This window comes from Paraburkholderia sediminicola, assembly GCF_046027355.1.
In the GTDB taxonomy this organism is placed as follows: domain Bacteria; phylum Pseudomonadota; class Gammaproteobacteria; order Burkholderiales; family Burkholderiaceae; genus Paraburkholderia; species Paraburkholderia sediminicola_B.
Map to the genome: position 1 here is coordinate 90146 of NZ_JAQQEK010000006.1, position 14620 is coordinate 104765.

A 14620-nucleotide genomic window follows, 5' to 3' on the forward strand; every position below is an offset into this window, starting at 1 on the left:
GATAGGCGAGTTGTGAAACATTTAAACCGCTCTGCCTGATGCTGACTCTCCTCCGCGCTTCCTGCCGACAAGCTCATGGAAGTATTGGCGCAGTAATTGTTCGAGACGAATCATGAATGACCAGAAAACGCTGCTGCAGGTCGATGGTGTCACCAAGATCTTCCCCGGAGTCCGGGCGCTCGACAACGTGACGTTCTCGGTGGTCGAGGGCGAGGTACACGGTCTCGTCGGCGAGAACGGGGCAGGCAAGTCCACGCTGATGGCCGTCGCGTCCGGTGCCCTCGTTCCGGAGCAAGGGCGCGTCGTGATCGACGGCACGGAAACGCGAGGCGACACGGAGCACGCACGCCGGTTGGGGTTGGCTATCGTACGGCAGGAACCGGCGCTTATGCCCGACCTGACCGTAGCAGAGAACCTCTATCTCGGCGTGCCTGCCGAGCAGCGCCCGTCCTTGATGGAGGTTGCGCAATGGGCTCGAGGGCTCCTGAAGCAATGGAGCGACGATGTTGCGATCGACGCGAACGAGCGCGTGGTCAGCTTGGGCCCCGAGCAGAGGTTCATCGTCGAAATCGTCAAAGCGCTTGCTGCAAAGCCCAAGGTTCTGGTTCTCGACGAACCGACCGAACATCTGTTGACGGAAGACGTCGACCGCCTGTTCGAGCGCATCCGCAAGATAACGGCTTCGGGTTGTTCGGTCGTTTATATCTCGCACCGGATCCGCGAGGTGCAGAGAATTGCGCATCGCCTGACGGTTCTTCGCGACGGTCAGGGCCAGGGCACCTATGAGGCCGCAGGCCTCAGCGAACAGGAAATCGTCGAATTGATCGTCGGCGGCGCGCTCGACCGCGACTTCCCGGCCAAGGGTGACAACAGCGGTGCAAGCGTCACTCTCGACGTGACGAAGCTGCGTGGCGCCGGCTTTACCGACATATCGGTTCGGGTCAGGAAAGGCGAGATTGTCGGCCTCGCGGGGATCGACGGCAATGGCCAGCGAGAGTTCATGCGGGCTCTCGCGGGACAAACGCGAAGCCGCGGCAGCGTCACCGTGGCCGGCGTTCCCGCGAAGCTTCACAACTCGCAAGCTGCCGCCGGTTCGGGCATCCGTTATCTGCCGGGCGACCGTCATCGTGAGGGCATTTTCGGCGAATTGTCGGTGCGCGAGAACTTTTCGATCCGCAGTCTCCCATTCGATTCCATCAAGGGATGGGTGAGTCAGCGAAGCGAAGCAAAGCGCGCGAGAGATGCCGTGACGCGATTCGCTGTCAAGACGCCGTCCATCGACACACCTATTCGTACGCTATCGGGCGGTAATCAGCAGAAGCTTGTGCTGGCGAGTGTGCTCGCCAGTCATCCCAAGGTGCTGCTGGTCGACGAGCCGACCCAAGGCGTGGACATTGGCGCGCGGATGGAGATTTACAAGGTGCTTCGCGAGGCAGCAACTGCAGGCGCCGCCGTGATCGTCGTTTCGTCGGATGCGCACGAGGTGGCGGGACTCTGTGACCGCGTGCTGATCTTCTCGCGCGGACATGTCGTCAAGGAACTGGGCGAGAACGCCGTCAGTGAGAACAACATCACGTCTGCGGTCCTGACCTCAACGACTGAGCGGGAGAAGGGCGCTTCCCGGACCTCCGGGCTCTGGAAGTGGGCTGCCGGGGATTGGGCGCCGCTCGCGATGCTTGCCGTCGCGGTCTGTGCGCTCGGTTTGTATGCGGCGCACGTCAATCCGGCCTACCTTTCTGCGCGAAACTTGAGCGGCATGCTGGCGCTCGTGGCGACACTGGCCATCGTCGCATACGGGCAACAGATGCTCATGCTGGTTGGCGGGATCGATCTTTCGGTTGGACCGCTCATGGGGCTCATCGTCGTCATACAGTCGTTCTTTCTGAATGATGGCGCCTCGCTGGCCCATCAGCTCTCGGGATGGGGGATCGTGTTGCTCGTCGCCCTTGCCGTCGGACTCGTGAACTGGATGCTGGTCGGTCCGTTCCGGTTGCATCCGATGGTGGCGACACTCGCGACGTACATGGCGCTTCAGGCGGTGTCGCTGCTCCTGCGCCCGGTTCCGGGTGGCCTGATCGCGGATTCCATCGCGGAGTCGATCAGTGCGCAGATCGGCGCGATGCCGATTATCGCGATCGTGGCAATCGTGCTTGCCGTGGTGCTCGAAATCGCGTTGTTCAAGTCAAGGGCCGGTCTCACGCTGCGCGGCGTGGGCTCCCGCGTCGAAGCGGCTCGTATGTCCGGTGCTCGCCCGCAACTGACGTCGCTCGCCGCGTACATGGGGTGCTCGTTCCTTGCGGGCGTCGCTGCCGTGCCCATGATGGCGCAGGTCGGTACTGGCGACCCCAGCGCCGGTATCAACTACACGCTCGGAAGCGTCGCAGCGGTAGTGATCGGCGGCGCGAGCCTGTTTGGCGGACGCGGCTCCTTTGTCGGTTCACTGCTGGGTGCGCTCCTCATCATTCAGGTGAACGTCGTCACCTCGTTCCTCGATATCGGGGACTCGTGGCAGTCGTACCTCCTGGGCGGGATGATCCTCACGTCAGTCGCGCTCTATTCCAAGAGCAGAGAAATGGTGGTGGCGAAATGAGAAACGCAACGCACAATCAGGCGGAAGTTATGTCGGAATTCCTTGAGCCCTCTACGTCGAAATCAAAAGCAAAGCCGGCACGGCTACCCGCGGTTGATGAATTCTCATGGATCTGGGTCGGGCTGATCCTGCTTTTCGTTTGCAGTTCCATCGTCGCGCCGGGCACGATGACGCGAGGCTCGATCCTGGCCATGCTTCCGTTCGCCGGCATTCTTGCAATTGTCGCGACGGGCCAAACGCTGGTTATCCAGCAGCGCGGGCTGGACATGTCGGCAATCGGTATGGTTTCGCTTGCGGGCATTGTCATGGCCAGAACGGGCTTCGCGTTCAATTCCATCGTCCTCGCCGTCATTTTTACGGTCTGCATCGGCGGGATCGTCGGGATCATCAACGGTGCGCTCATCTCGAGGGTCGCGATTACGCCGCTGGTGGCGACGCTTGCTGTCAACGCGCTGCTGATTGGCTGCGCACGCTCGTTGACCGGTAACGTGCCGGTGGACGTTCCGACCGTCATGCAAACCATTTCGCACGCCCAGTTCCTTGGGCTTCCGGCCAACGTCTGGTTCGCCCTCGCGTTCGTAACGACTGCGTGGATCATTACGCGCAAGACCACGGTCGGGCGCAGGTTCGTCGCCGTCGGGGTGAACCCGCGCGCGGCCGAGGCCGCAGGCGTTGCCGTGCTGAAGTACAGGATTGGGGCGTACCTCGCGTCCGCCGTTTGTTTTTGCGCGGCGGGCATGCTGCTCGCCGGATTCATCGGAAGCGCGTCGCAGACTTCCGGTAATGACTATCTCCTGCCGGCGATCGCGGCCGTGGTGGTCGGGGGCACGCCGTTCACGGGTGGCAGAGGCAGTGTCGTTGCGAGTGCCGTTGCCGCATTGTTCATGGCGCAACTCGGTCAACTCGTGCTGGCGCTTGGCGCAGGCCCCGCTGTTCAGCTCCTCGTTCAGGCTTGCGCGATTCTTCTGGCGACAACGGTACGTCATCTTCCAGAACTTTTGCGTACGATTCGCAAGTCTAGGGGGTAGTCGTTTTGCGCCACGTCCTCCATGCTGGTGGCGGACGCGTATTGACCAGATCTGAAAATTGTCGGTTTGTAATTAGTAGTGCGATTATTTGCTCTGTTCGCTTCTGGCTTGCACCAGCGGTCGAGCTGGGCGATTGAAAGGCCCTACGGTCTATCTGTGCTAATCAGTGGCAAGGCCGCTGATTCCGTACGGTGTGGCCCGGAAAGAGGCCTCGGTTTTATCCATGGAGATCATTTTTCGTTCAGGATTGCAAAATGAAAAAACTGGCGTTATTCACGGCTTTGACAGTCATCGGGATCTGCAATGCAAACGCACAGAGCTCTGTGACCCTGTATGGGCGCGTTGCGTCTGGCCTCGACTTCGTGACAAATGTGGCGACGAACGGCCAGTCAAAGAACAATTTCCGATTCGGCAGTAATCAGTACGGGTACAGCTGGTTTGGCCTGAAAGGCGATGAAGACCTCGGCGGCGGCGTGCATGCGGTCTTTAAACTCGAAAGCCTGTTTTCGTCCGGAAACGGCCAGATTTTTACTAACGAGCTCTTTATCCGCGATGCCTATGTGGGCCTGGCCCACGAGAAATACGGAAGTATCTGGTTCGGCGAGGCCATGAGCCTGGCCGACGAAACCGGCTGGTACATTGACCCGCTGGGAGAGCAGGTTGGGACCGGTATTGCCAACTTCGCGTTCGGAAGAGCATGGGGACCGCGATCAAACGTGGTCACCTACAATTCACCTAACTGGGGCGGTTTCTCCTTCCGCCTTCAGGATGGTTTCGGCAATCAGGCTGGCAACTTCCGCGGCGGTCGCCAATTCAGTGCAAGCGCACAATACACGGGCGCCAGCTTCGCTGCGTACGGCGTATATGAAGAACTCCGCGATGCCAACGGGAAATTTTCGGACCTGTACGCCGCGTCCCGGGTATACATGGCCGGTGTCACCTACACGTTGGGCCAGGTCAAGTTCTACACGGGCTATCAGCAACTTGTCTCATCCGGCCAGGACACGGTTGCCACTACGTTTAACCCGTACGCCGCCACACGCTCCCAGCAGGAGTGGGTCGGCGCCTCGTATCAGGCTACCCCCGCGCTCTCGCTCCAGGCTGGCTGGTATCACGGTAACGTGAATCATGGCGGTGGGACGGGCAATCTCGGTGCCATCGGCACCACCTACAACCTGTCGAAACGGACATTCCTCTACTTGACCCTCGGAGCAATGTTTAACGGCAAGCAGTCCGCGTTCCCGGTTGAAACGACCGACTCTCTCCCGCTGCCGGGCCACAACCAGCAAGGTGGCTACTTCGGCATCATGCACTTCTTCTGAGCGCAATTGACTGATGGCGTCGAGAGCCCGTGTCGATGCCTTCAGCGTCCCGAACCCTATCATCAACAAGGAGGCGATTCACGATGTTGATTACGCAATCACCCACGGCAGCGATCGAGTTTGTTTCAAGGGTCTACGAAGCGATCGATTCGATGGACGAGCAGGGATTCGCGAACTGTTTGACTGAGAACTGCACCTTCGTCTTTGCGAATGGCGATCCTGTCATCGGTCGAGCCAATGCTGCTGCGGCTTCACAGAATTTCCTGAATCAACTTGCGGGCATCAAGCATCACCTCCTCAACGTATGGACGTTTGAGGATGTCATTGTTTCGCAAATATGTGTGACTTACACACGCAAGGATGGATCGACACTAACGATTCCGGCCGTGACGATCTGGAAGGTGCAGGGCAGGTTGATTGATGAGTGCCGCATCTACCTCGATATTTCTCCGCTGTTCGAGCGTTGATCTACGGGGGCAAGGAAATGAATCGCGACCTTGAAGGGAAGACTATCATCGTCACCGGTGGCGGCTCGGGTATTGGGCGCGCGGCAGCGCTGGCATGCGCTGTGGCGGGGGGGCACGTTGTTGTCGCCGATATTGATCGTGCGGCAGGAGAGGAGACGGTCTCGACGATTCGACGGGCAGGCGGCGATGCAATCGCTGTAGTAACGAACGTAGCCGACGAAGAGCAGGTCGAAGCGCTCGTGGCTAAGACGTTGAGCAAGTATGGGCGGCTCGATGGCGCATTCAACAATGCCGGTCTTTCCCAGGCGAACGTACTGCTACACGAACTGACTGCCGAGCAATGGCGCCGAACTCAGTCAGTCAACTTCGACGGTGTGTTCTTTTGCATGAAGCATGAGATACGGGCCATGCTGCGGATGGGTGGCGGCTCCATCGTCAATACTTCGTCCACGCTGGGCCGCGTGGCAGTGCGCAGTGCGGCGGACTACTGTGGCTCCAAGGGCGGAGTACTGGGGGTGACAAAAGGCGCTGCGGTCGACTACGGTGGCGCACATATCCGCGTCAACGCCATACTCCCGGGGGCGGTGGACACGCCAATGGTTCAGGCGCTGGTGTCCGATCCGCAATTTGCCGATTTGATCGAGAAGCTTCGAGCCAGTCATCCACTGGGAAGAATCGGCGCACCGGAGGAGATTGCTGCTGCCGCCGTTTGGCTTCTTTCGGATAGGGCGTCCTTCGTGACGGGAGCCGAGTTGGCGGTCGATGGAGGATTCCTCGCCATTTGATGCTGTTGTGCGCCTGATACGGCCGAACCTGTATTCGCGGGTCTCGGCCGTTTCTCCTTCCGCCGCCCATAAGGGCCGTGCGCAAACCTGTTGTATGATTTCTCTTTGATGAATCCAATTTGAACAGCTAGTACCGATCGATGGCTCGATGCCATGCTGAGGAATGAGTGAATGCCCAAATCCAATACGTCTGCGGCTAAAGCAGCCACCACCGCTCCGAAGTTAGTTGAGGCAACAGTGCAGAGATCATCAGATGTATTTGATGATCGCGGCAGAACCGTTCCGTGGATCGCGCGAACGGTACACCGGCTTTACGATGCTCAAGCGCAGAAGCTTCTCGACACGGAAACTCTTCCCATAGCGTACTGGTACTACCTTCGCGTACTGGCCGAACGCGGCGAGGTCAATCAACTCGAGCTCAGTAAGCGTGTGGGCATCGCGTCGACGACCGCGGTACCCGCCCTCGACTATCTGGAAAAACGCGGCCTCGTGAAAAGGGAGCGCGATCCAAACGACAGGCGAAAGTATTTCGTCAAGCTGCAGGACGAAGGCAAGCGTCTCGTCGACAAAATGCTACCCGATCTGACCGACATGATTTCGGTGTCGCTCGAGGGAATCTCGCAGAGGGACATGCGCGTTTTCTGGAAGGTCATGCATCAGATCGAGGCAAACCTGTTTCAGATGGCCCAAGGCGACACGATCGTCGACTGACTGATAGCAAGCGTCAGCGGTGCTGTCAGGTTTGTACGATATTCTGGGCCGGCAAAGAAGCAGCCATGGAAGCAGGGCCGGCCTCTGACTGACCAGGCTTTGCCAGCGCCATTGCCGCCAGGTAACCAAAAGTGATCGCCGGTCCCAGTGTAATGCCCGCGCCAATGTAGTGACCGCCAACAGGCGAGTTCATGTCGTTGCCGCACGCAAAGATGCCGGGAATCGGACGGTCGTTGCTGTCCAGGATCTCACCGTTGGGGCCCGTCACAAGACCGCGGCTGGTGCCGAAGTCGCCCGGCATCAGCTTGACTGCATGGAAGGGGCCCTTCGTGATCGGGCCGATACACGGGTTCGGGGTGTGAGTGGGGTCGCCCTTGTAGGTGTTGTAGGCTGACGCGCCCTTGCGGAAGTCCTCGTCAACCCCGGTCTCCGCGAAGCGGTTGTTGCGTGCGACGCTGCGTGCGAGCCCGGCGGCATTGATCCCTGCCTTGGCGGCGAGCTCCTCGAGTGTCTCGCCGCTATAGAGATAACCCGACTCCTTATAGCGACGCAGCGACATGCCCGGCAGGATGATGCCAATGCCATACTTCTTCACGGCTGCTGCGTCGGCAACCAGGAACGCCGGGATCGCGTCGGCGTCGAACATTCCCTGGGTGAAGGCGTGATACGACGCGGCTTCATTGGTGAAACGATTACCGTCCTTGTTCACTGCAATGAAACCAGGCTTGGGCCGATCGAGCATGAAGTGACCCCACAGCGTATTGCCTTTTTCGTTCCGGTATTGCGAAATCGGCACGTAGTAACCCGTGTCGCGCGCGTTGTGATCGAGTCGGCCGCCGACTGAAAGTCCAAGTCGAATGCCTTCGCCGACATTGCTTGGCAAGCCGAGGCCGAGTTCGACCGTCGGCTGACGGGAATGCTCGCGGCGCATTTCGAGGTTACCGCTGTAGCCGCCGGTCGCAATAATGACGCCGCGGTGTGCGCGGACGCGAGACGTGCGGCCATCTCGCGTCACTTCGGCACCGATCACGGCGCCATTCTCGGTGATGAGCCGCGTTGCATGCGCGCCTAGCCAAACCGGAATCTGCTCGTCCAGGATCGTCTTGTACAGGCGCGCAATGAGCGCATTGCCGCCCACGAGGCGGGTGCCGCGATGGTAGCTCAGGCGGTCCTTGCCGTAGCGCAGGAAGCGCTTCACGACATGCGAGAACGACTTGAACGAGCGCGTGAAGGACAAAAAGTGGTTCAAATCCAGAAGGTCGAGCATCATGCCGCCAAATGGAGCGAATGCCGGCAGCGGTGCCCGCAGGTCCTTGAAGTGCGGACCGAGCACGCGCCCGTCGAACTCGAGCGGGGCGTGAGCCCGTCCGAACATGCCGCCATCGGACTCCGGATAGTAGTCTGGATAATGGACCGCCATCACCTTGAGTTCGGAATGGCCGACCAGATAGTCCAGTGCGACCCGGCCCTGGGTGATGTAGCTTTCCTGAAGCGGACTACCCACGGTGGTGCCGACGGTCGCAGCAAAGTAACGACGTGCTTTATCGAAGGAATCCTGAAAGCCCGCCTCCTGCATCGGCGCGCTGTCTACGAACCACATCATGCCGACGGACCAGGCGGAGGTACCGCCAACCTGGTCCGTCTTCTCGAGCAGGAGCGGCTTGAGCCCTTCGTTCTTCGACACAATGGCCGCCGACATGCCGCCTGCACCCGCTCCCAGAACAATGACGTCGACCTCGAAATCCCAGCTTGCCGTCATATCAGTACTCATAGCGCTTGTCCTGTTTGAGAGGTTCCGGAGGTCTCGCGGGCACATCCATTTTGCGCGCGCTGTATAATCCTAGCAAAGAGGATTATCTCTGTAGAAATGATGCTTTAAAGTATCAATTTATATCGAATGATGTTGTTTGGGATGAGTAAAGTCAAGGGTTCCAGGGAATTCCCTGTATAGGGAGCATGACGCTTGCGGCGCACACCGGTCCGTGCGATACGGCCGGGTGGCCCCAGTTGAGGAATAGCCAATGTCAAAATTGAGTTCGAATGCAATGCGCGATGCGCTCGAGGGGCTGGAAGCGCCGGGTGGTCAGCGTTCAGACGTTTTTGACGACCGCGGCCGAACCGTGCCATGGATGGCACGCACGATATACCGTCTCTACGACGCCCAAGGCCAGAAGCTACTGGACAAGGAGGGCGTTTCGGTTGCGCACTGGTTCTATCTTCGGGTTCTGGCCGAACGTGGCGAGATGAACCAGCTCGAACTCAGCAAGCGGGTAGGCATTGCATCGACCACGGCCGTACCGGCGCTCGATAGCATGGAAAAGCGCAATCTCGTGCGACGCACACGCGACCCCAAGGACAGAAGAAAATACTACGTCAGCCTGCAGGATGAAGGACGACGCCTTGTCGACGAAATGCTGCCTGAGCTCACCGAGATGATTTCGGCTTCGCTCGAAGGCATCTCGGCAAAAGATCTCCGGGTTTTCTGGAAAGTCATGCACCAGATCGAAGACAACCTGACCCAGATGTCTCAGGGCGACTCGGTGATCGACTAGCCGCCGGGCGGTCGTTGGCACGACGACGATGTCGTTGGGAGCATTGCTGATCGTTGTGCGGCGAACGGCGGCGGGCGCTCACGCCACGCGCATGGTCGGGCGCTCCCGGCAGGGCGGGAAAATACACCAGAGTCCGTCCTTGTGGCGAAAGAAGAACATGGCCGCGGTTCCGGCGGCCCTGCGTGCTTCGACGCACACGTAACATTGCCGCCTCGCACGCTGGTTCCTGAATTCGACCACATGCACCGTGTCCATCGAGGTGGGAGCAAGCCAGTGTTCCACCATCGAGTGCAACGACTTTCCTGCGCTAGCCATGATCTTCTCCTTATCACGCTCGCCTTGATCGCGTGACTACAACCAACTGACCGGCCTCGCTCACCAAATGGACGTTCACGTCCGCCGCGAGGTCAGTCAGGAACAACACCCGCAACCTGCCTGCATCGCTCCGCGCCCAGCCCCGGCCGACCATGGGCAGGATGGGCGCACACTCCTGTCTACGCGTTTCATGTGCGTGTGCGGCGCATACGAGAGCCGCACACGCTTGTTACTTGCCCACCTTGATCCGTTTGCCCGTTTCACTTGACTGCTCGATTGCATCGAGCACTTCGTGTAGTGCACGTGCGTGGTCGAAGCTGGGCGCCGTACGGGTGCCCTGGCGCAGGTCATCGGCGAGCAACCGGTAAACGCCGGCGACATTGCGCGCTGCAACGGCATCGCCTGCATCGATCGGGAAGGGATCCGGGGCGTCGAGTTCCTCGTAGCCGTCCTCGCCTTTGCGTCCGAACTCGACGCGCAAGGGCGAGATGTTGACCGCCGGGACGTATTCATTCCTCGCGGTGACACGCAGATCGCCCTCGCTGCCGTTGATTTCCCAAAGCAGCTTCGTCCCGCGCGGCACGCCGCCGCGGAGTTGAAACGACAGCGGCGCTCCGGAGCGCAGAATCGCGTTCGCCATCAGGTGGTCGGGCGTTTTCATCTCGACGGTTTCGCCCGTCTCGATGATGCGCACGGTTTGCCTGCGTTGCGAGAGCACCGCGCCGATCTGTTCGATATCGCCGAGGACGGCATCAATCGCCGAAATCGCATGCCCCCCGATCACGGAAAGCAGTGTGGCGCCGTTCCGGTTGTCCATGGCGTAGGCGTCTCCCTGCAGGATGTCGTCGCCCCAGCTGAAACCCGAGCCGATGTACGTCGAAGACAGAACATTGCCGATCCTGCCGTCCGCGACGAGCTTGCGCACGAACTGCACTTCGGGGGAGGCGATCGCCTGCGCGCCAACCACGGCCAATGCCTTTTTCTCACGCGCGAGTTCGGCAAGCGCGATGGTTTCTTCGAGCCCGTTGCCGAGCGGCCATTCGCTGTACACGCTCTTGCCTGCCTGCAGGGCCGCCGTGACGACCTCCTTATGGTGCTGAACCTTGACGGTGACGACGACGATGTCGATGTCCGGCGATGCGGCCAGCGCAGCGGCACTTTCGAACGCTCGCGGGATGTCGAAAGCAGCTGCCGCAGCTTGCGAGCTCGCGAGGCTCGTATTCGCCACGCCGGCGAGCTCAAAGACGTCGGACAAGGCCCGCAAGGCCGGAATATGGGCTGTCGCCGCCCAGCCGCGTCCTGGGCTCAGGCCGACGATACCGACACGATATTTTCCTTCCATTGCTTCCTCTACCCTTTAGGTAACTGCAGTAACGTTGAGCGCCTGATCTCAAAGGTCGGCCCTCTGGAGCCAGCCAGGGACACTGGCGGAGCCGTCATACGATCTGGTACTTGTACGACGGATCTTCCTTGTCGCGGCGCCCGACAGTGAAATTTTCGAGCGGTGCCAGATCTCCGGGAATCGGGTCCGATCGCTGGGAGTCGAGCACGACCACCCGATCGGCAATGCGCCATTCACCGCTGCGCCGCTCCATTCGGTCCACGTAGCGAATGTTCACCACCCAATCCATCGCAGGCTTGTCGCCATCGGGTTTCGTGCGGTGGCTCGCCTGCGCATAGTGTTCGGCGAACGCCACATCGCCGTGGACTTCGACGTACTGGTTGCCGGTGAAGTGCTGCGTCGATTCGAAGTTCGGCAACAACTCGGCTGCCCAGTCGATGAAACCTTCGACACCTCCGTTGTACGCACCGTGCCTGTCGATCGCATCCGGGTGATAACACGACCGCACGAGATCCCAGTCCATCCGATCGATGCCGCGGCAATAGCGGATATGAACGCGGCAAATCTCGGCTTCATCCAGTAGCTGCTGAAGTTTCGCTTCCAATTTCGGTCTCCTTGATTGGATCGTCGCGGCTGAACTCGCGTGCAGAGCACGATCGCCCACTCCCGTCGTGCCTGCACCGTTGTCCGCTTGCGCGGTCATGGCCGCGCTATCCTTTTAATTCCGGGCCGGCTTGCCGACCAGCGCCCGGTATTCATTGGCCGAGGCCGGCTTGCGTCCGAGCAGGCCGGCGATGTCGCGCGCCATGTTGAACATCTCCAGATTGTCTTTTAGGCGCTCGTCGCTGTTCGGGTACTTCCACGGCGTGTCTTCGGTGCCAATCCGGATATGCAGGCCCATCATCGTGGCAAGGGTCGTCATATAGAGTGTCGCGCGACCGGCCGCACAGACGCTGATGACCGACGTCGGATCGATCTTGCGGATCTGGTCGACCATGAGGAACATGTGGCGCGTCATGTCCTGGGCATCGCTTACCCACGTGCCGGACACCAGCGTGCGACCGACGTTGAACGGCAGGCCATAGAGAATCAGCCAGTTGTAGGGCTTCTTGAGAATGCCGGTATCGATCAGTTTGCGCTTCGCGAGCTCGATCTCGCCGGAGCTGTGGATGGCCAGTTCCGGCTTGACGCCGGTTGCCTCGAGCTCCGCGATGGCGGGCACCATGAACGCTTCCGGATGACCCGGCGCGCACGGTGCGACTTCGGTCAGACCTGCGCGCGCGGGGCTCACACACTCATCGAATGTCGAGCCGTTGAGGACGTTCAGATTCGGCACGAAGTCGTTGCCAAAGCGCGAGCGCAGCGGCTCGAGAACGGCGGAATAGGCCTCGACTGGCGGGATGTCACGGTCGAGGCGCCGCCCCTTCTCGTCGGTCATGAACGAAAAGTCGATGTGCACGCCGCAGGCGCCGGCTTCGATGACGCTCGACGCGGCATCCACATACTCCGCGAGCGACGTGGTGCTCTCGAAGCGCCCCGATACGGCTGCATTGATCGCAATCTTGTCCGACACGTCCCATTTGGGTTGCAGCTCGGCTCCGGCAATGAACTGGTACTCCTCCATTTCGCGTTTGGCGGCTTCCCAGAGAGACAGTTTTTCGACCATGATGATCCTCGACACAGGTAGTGAATTCAGGCTCGCTAAGCTTCCGAGCCCACGGCAACCAAACCGGAGAGGTTCTGGCGGGTCGCGCCGGAAATGTAGACCCCTCCCGCAATCAGATCGTTTGCATCAAGATGATTCCATGAGCAATCGATTTATATCGAATGATGAGTCGTGGGATAAAATAAGTCAAGGAACCTGGGGAATGCCCTGGTGAGCGGCGCGTGTGCACCGGCCCTACTGCGACCAGGAGATCATGCTCGGGGAGAAATTCGCAGGCCTGTTGCCGTTGGAGGCAAGGCGCAAGAGGCAGGTCGAGGAAGAAAGCGCGAAGCCCACGCGGCTCGTGGCGGACTTCGCGCTGGACAAGGCCATCGTTCGTGGTCTTATCGAACTGCAGCAGTGAATGCTGTTCGTTTATGACTCGTTTTAAGCGATCAACGCTCGAACACGGCCTTCAGCTTCTGCGGCGGGAGCGCTGAGGTGAGGTCGGCATCCGGCGGGGCGGTCGGATCGCACTTCGGATCGAGGCCCTTGGCACTATCTGCGTAGGCATAGGGCAGAATCGACGGCGACTCCTTGTTTACCGTCCCCTGATAGGCCGCTACACCCTGCCGCACGGCAAAGCGGACGTAAGTCGTCGTGCCGTCGAGCGTGTAATACGGATAGGGCTTGCCCGACTGCTTCGCCGACATATAGTGGCAATTCACCTGGTTGTCGCTTGCAATCGTCGCGATGGCGGGGACAGGCAGGTGAGCCTGCTCGAATGCCTTTACTGCGGCCAGCGCAGTTTCGCCGCCATCTGTCACGATGGCGTCAATCTTCGGATACTGCGCGATGAGACCGACGGTGGCCTTCTGGGCGTCGACGGGATTCCAGTTCGTCACGATGTACTGCTCGTTGAGCAGTTTCAGATCCGGGTATTTCTTGAGTCCGCCTCTCAGACCGTCCATGAAGTTTTGGGAGGTGGTCGCTCCGGGCGATCCGCCCATGAACACGACATTCCCCTTCTTCAGCGTGGTTCCGAGCCAGTCGGCCCACAGGACACCGATCTGCTGCGTATCGCCCACCACGTTGACGACGTAGTCACGGCCAGGTGTGCCCGTCATCTGAGCCGAGTACGGGACGACCGCGACGCCCGCCTTCATGGCCGCCCGCATTGCGGGAAGCTGCACCGCGCCGAAGTCAGGAAGCAGAATGAGGACGTTGATGCCCTGCGCGACCATGCTGTTGATGTCGGAATTCGCCTTCTGCGGATCGCCGTTGGCATTGCTGTAGATGACCCGCGTGACGTTCTTGCACCGACTGAGCTCGTCCTTGACTTCCGCGAGGCCGGTCTTGCGCCACGTATTGCCGCCGTAGCCGTCCGACACGCCGACGATCATCGGCTTCGTGCCGCACATCGGCGTGATGTCGCCTTGATGGTTCGTGATGGAATCTCCCGCCGCGTGGGCAGCGCTACAGATCAAACCCGTGGCAAGAAGCAGGCGGGCGCTTATTTGCGTAATCGAGACGAGCATCTTCCCTCGCCAGAATTGAAGATCGCGCCGATTCTTGAGGCCGCACTGATGAGCGGGCATAGTCTTTTGCGCAACGAGCGGACTTTGCGGTTTTTGCACTGCAGCTTGCGATGCGCGAAGCTTGAAGAACATGGTGATCCTCGCCGTAGGTGATGGATGAGCAATGGAAATGGATTGATCAGGAAAATGGAACTTCCTGTGGCGGCATTGATATGTGATGCTAAATGAAACAGTGTGTTGTAGGATCGATTTATATCGAATAATGTGTCTAGGGATGAGTGAAGTCAAGCACCCTGGGGAAAGTCCCTGGCAAGGGCGCACGTGA

At 59.9% G+C, this 14620-nt stretch carries 14 protein-coding genes; 8 read left to right on the top strand and 6 right to left on the bottom strand.

The genetic code is table 11. The features are described 5' to 3' along the window. Nucleotides 1-112 precede the first annotated feature (112 nt). The 6 genes from PQR42_RS12515 to PQR42_RS12540 all read left to right on the top strand — a co-directional run bounded on the left by PQR42_RS12515 (nucleotide 113) and on the right by PQR42_RS12540 (nucleotide 6903). The gene (locus tag PQR42_RS12515) at nucleotides 113-2590 is read left to right on the top strand and encodes an ATP-binding cassette domain-containing protein (protein WP_408384550.1); all 2478 of its coding nucleotides are present in this window, start codon (nucleotides 113-115) and stop codon (nucleotides 2588-2590) included. Next, nucleotides 2506-3618, top strand: a complete 1113-nt coding sequence (locus PQR42_RS12520; RefSeq protein ID WP_408384549.1) for an ABC transporter permease — start codon at nucleotides 2506-2508, stop codon at nucleotides 3616-3618. The genes PQR42_RS12515 and PQR42_RS12520 overlap by 85 nt, the downstream gene beginning before the upstream one ends. A gap of 254 nt (nucleotides 3619-3872) precedes the next feature. Beyond that, nucleotides 3873-4940, top strand: coding sequence for a porin (locus PQR42_RS12525; protein WP_408203960.1), 1068 nt, complete (start codon nucleotides 3873-3875; stop codon nucleotides 4938-4940). Between the two features lie 83 nt (nucleotides 4941-5023). After that, nucleotides 5024-5407 carry a nuclear transport factor 2 family protein gene (locus tag PQR42_RS12530; protein WP_408384548.1) on the top strand — a complete coding sequence of 128 codons (384 nt, stop codon included), beginning with the start codon at nucleotides 5024-5026 and terminating at the stop codon, nucleotides 5405-5407. A 17-nt stretch (nucleotides 5408-5424) separates the two neighbouring features. Next, nucleotides 5425-6192 carry an SDR family NAD(P)-dependent oxidoreductase gene (locus PQR42_RS12535; RefSeq protein WP_408384546.1) on the top strand — a complete coding sequence of 256 codons (768 nt, stop codon included), beginning with the start codon at nucleotides 5425-5427 and terminating at the stop codon, nucleotides 6190-6192. Nucleotides 6193-6363: 171 nt separating this feature from the next. After that, nucleotides 6364-6903, top strand: coding sequence for a MarR family winged helix-turn-helix transcriptional regulator (locus PQR42_RS12540; RefSeq protein ID WP_408203966.1), 540 nt, complete (start codon nucleotides 6364-6366; stop codon nucleotides 6901-6903). Between the two features lie 25 nt (nucleotides 6904-6928). Here the strand turns inward: PQR42_RS12540 and PQR42_RS12545 are convergent, their stop codons facing one another. Continuing rightward, complete coding sequence (locus PQR42_RS12545; protein ID WP_408384544.1) at nucleotides 6929-8662, bottom strand: FAD-binding protein; 1734 nt, start codon at nucleotides 8660-8662, stop codon at nucleotides 6929-6931. 262 nt (nucleotides 8663-8924) lie between these two features. Between PQR42_RS12545 and PQR42_RS12550 the strand changes: the two genes are divergently transcribed. Then, nucleotides 8925-9455 carry a MarR family winged helix-turn-helix transcriptional regulator gene (locus PQR42_RS12550; RefSeq protein WP_408384542.1) on the top strand — a complete coding sequence of 177 codons (531 nt, stop codon included), beginning with the start codon at nucleotides 8925-8927 and terminating at the stop codon, nucleotides 9453-9455. Between the two features lie 78 nt (nucleotides 9456-9533). Here the strand turns inward: PQR42_RS12550 and PQR42_RS12555 are convergent, their stop codons facing one another. The 4 genes from PQR42_RS12555 to PQR42_RS12570 all read right to left on the bottom strand — a co-directional run bounded on the left by PQR42_RS12555 (nucleotide 9534) and on the right by PQR42_RS12570 (nucleotide 12778). Next, nucleotides 9534-9770: a hypothetical protein gene (locus tag PQR42_RS12555; RefSeq protein ID WP_175147569.1), complete on the bottom strand. Its 237-nt coding sequence runs from the start codon at nucleotides 9768-9770 to the stop codon at nucleotides 9534-9536. A gap of 229 nt (nucleotides 9771-9999) precedes the next feature. Continuing rightward, nucleotides 10000-11112, bottom strand: coding sequence for a Gfo/Idh/MocA family protein (locus PQR42_RS12560; RefSeq protein ID WP_408384540.1), 1113 nt, complete (start codon nucleotides 11110-11112; stop codon nucleotides 10000-10002). A gap of 94 nt (nucleotides 11113-11206) precedes the next feature. Further along, entirely contained in the window at nucleotides 11207-11716 is a 510-nt protein-coding gene (locus tag PQR42_RS12565; protein ID WP_408384538.1) for a nuclear transport factor 2 family protein, read from the bottom strand. A 114-nt stretch (nucleotides 11717-11830) separates the two neighbouring features. Further along, nucleotides 11831-12778 carry a 3-keto-5-aminohexanoate cleavage protein gene (locus PQR42_RS12570; RefSeq protein ID WP_408203979.1) on the bottom strand — a complete coding sequence of 316 codons (948 nt, stop codon included), beginning with the start codon at nucleotides 12776-12778 and terminating at the stop codon, nucleotides 11831-11833. Nucleotides 12779-13031: 253 nt separating this feature from the next. Between PQR42_RS12570 and PQR42_RS12575 the strand changes: the two genes are divergently transcribed. Continuing rightward, on the top strand, nucleotides 13032-13181 hold the full coding sequence (locus PQR42_RS12575) for a hypothetical protein (RefSeq protein ID WP_408384536.1): 150 nt from the start codon (nucleotides 13032-13034) through the stop codon (nucleotides 13179-13181). Nucleotides 13182-13212: 31 nt separating this feature from the next. Here PQR42_RS12575 and PQR42_RS12580 read toward each other — a convergent pair whose 3' ends face one another. Further along, nucleotides 13213-14583 (bottom strand): substrate-binding domain-containing protein, encoded by a 1371-nt coding sequence (locus PQR42_RS12580; protein ID WP_408384534.1) that lies wholly within the window; start codon nucleotides 14581-14583, stop codon nucleotides 13213-13215. Nucleotides 14584-14620: the final 37 nt, after the last annotated feature.

Bases quoted from the DNA above. Each gene is read 5' to 3' on its own strand.
- PQR42_RS12525 (WP_408203960.1), top strand. From the start codon at position 3,873: ATGAAAAAACTGGCGTTATTCACGGCTTTGACAGTCATCGGGATCTGC.
- PQR42_RS12550 (WP_408384542.1), top strand. From the start codon at position 8,925: ATGTCAAAATTGAGTTCGAATGCAATGCGCGATGCGCTCGAGGGGCTG.
- PQR42_RS12540 (WP_408203966.1), top strand. From the start codon at position 6,364: ATGCCCAAATCCAATACGTCTGCGGCTAAAGCAGCCACCACCGCTCCG.
- PQR42_RS12555 (WP_175147569.1), bottom strand. From the start codon at position 9,770: ATGGCTAGCGCAGGAAAGTCGTTGCACTCGATGGTGGAACACTGGCTT.
- PQR42_RS12570 (WP_408203979.1), bottom strand. From the start codon at position 12,778: ATGGTCGAAAAACTGTCTCTCTGGGAAGCCGCCAAACGCGAAATGGAG.
- PQR42_RS12560 (WP_408384540.1), bottom strand. From the start codon at position 11,112: ATGGAAGGAAAATATCGTGTCGGTATCGTCGGCCTGAGCCCAGGACGC.
- PQR42_RS12515 (WP_408384550.1), top strand. From the start codon at position 113: ATGAATGACCAGAAAACGCTGCTGCAGGTCGATGGTGTCACCAAGATC.
- PQR42_RS12575 (WP_408384536.1), top strand. From the start codon at position 13,032: ATGCTCGGGGAGAAATTCGCAGGCCTGTTGCCGTTGGAGGCAAGGCGC.
- PQR42_RS12535 (WP_408384546.1), top strand. From the start codon at position 5,425: ATGAATCGCGACCTTGAAGGGAAGACTATCATCGTCACCGGTGGCGGC.
- PQR42_RS12545 (WP_408384544.1), bottom strand. From the start codon at position 8,662: ATGACGGCAAGCTGGGATTTCGAGGTCGACGTCATTGTTCTGGGAGCG.
- PQR42_RS12530 (WP_408384548.1), top strand. From the start codon at position 5,024: ATGTTGATTACGCAATCACCCACGGCAGCGATCGAGTTTGTTTCAAGG.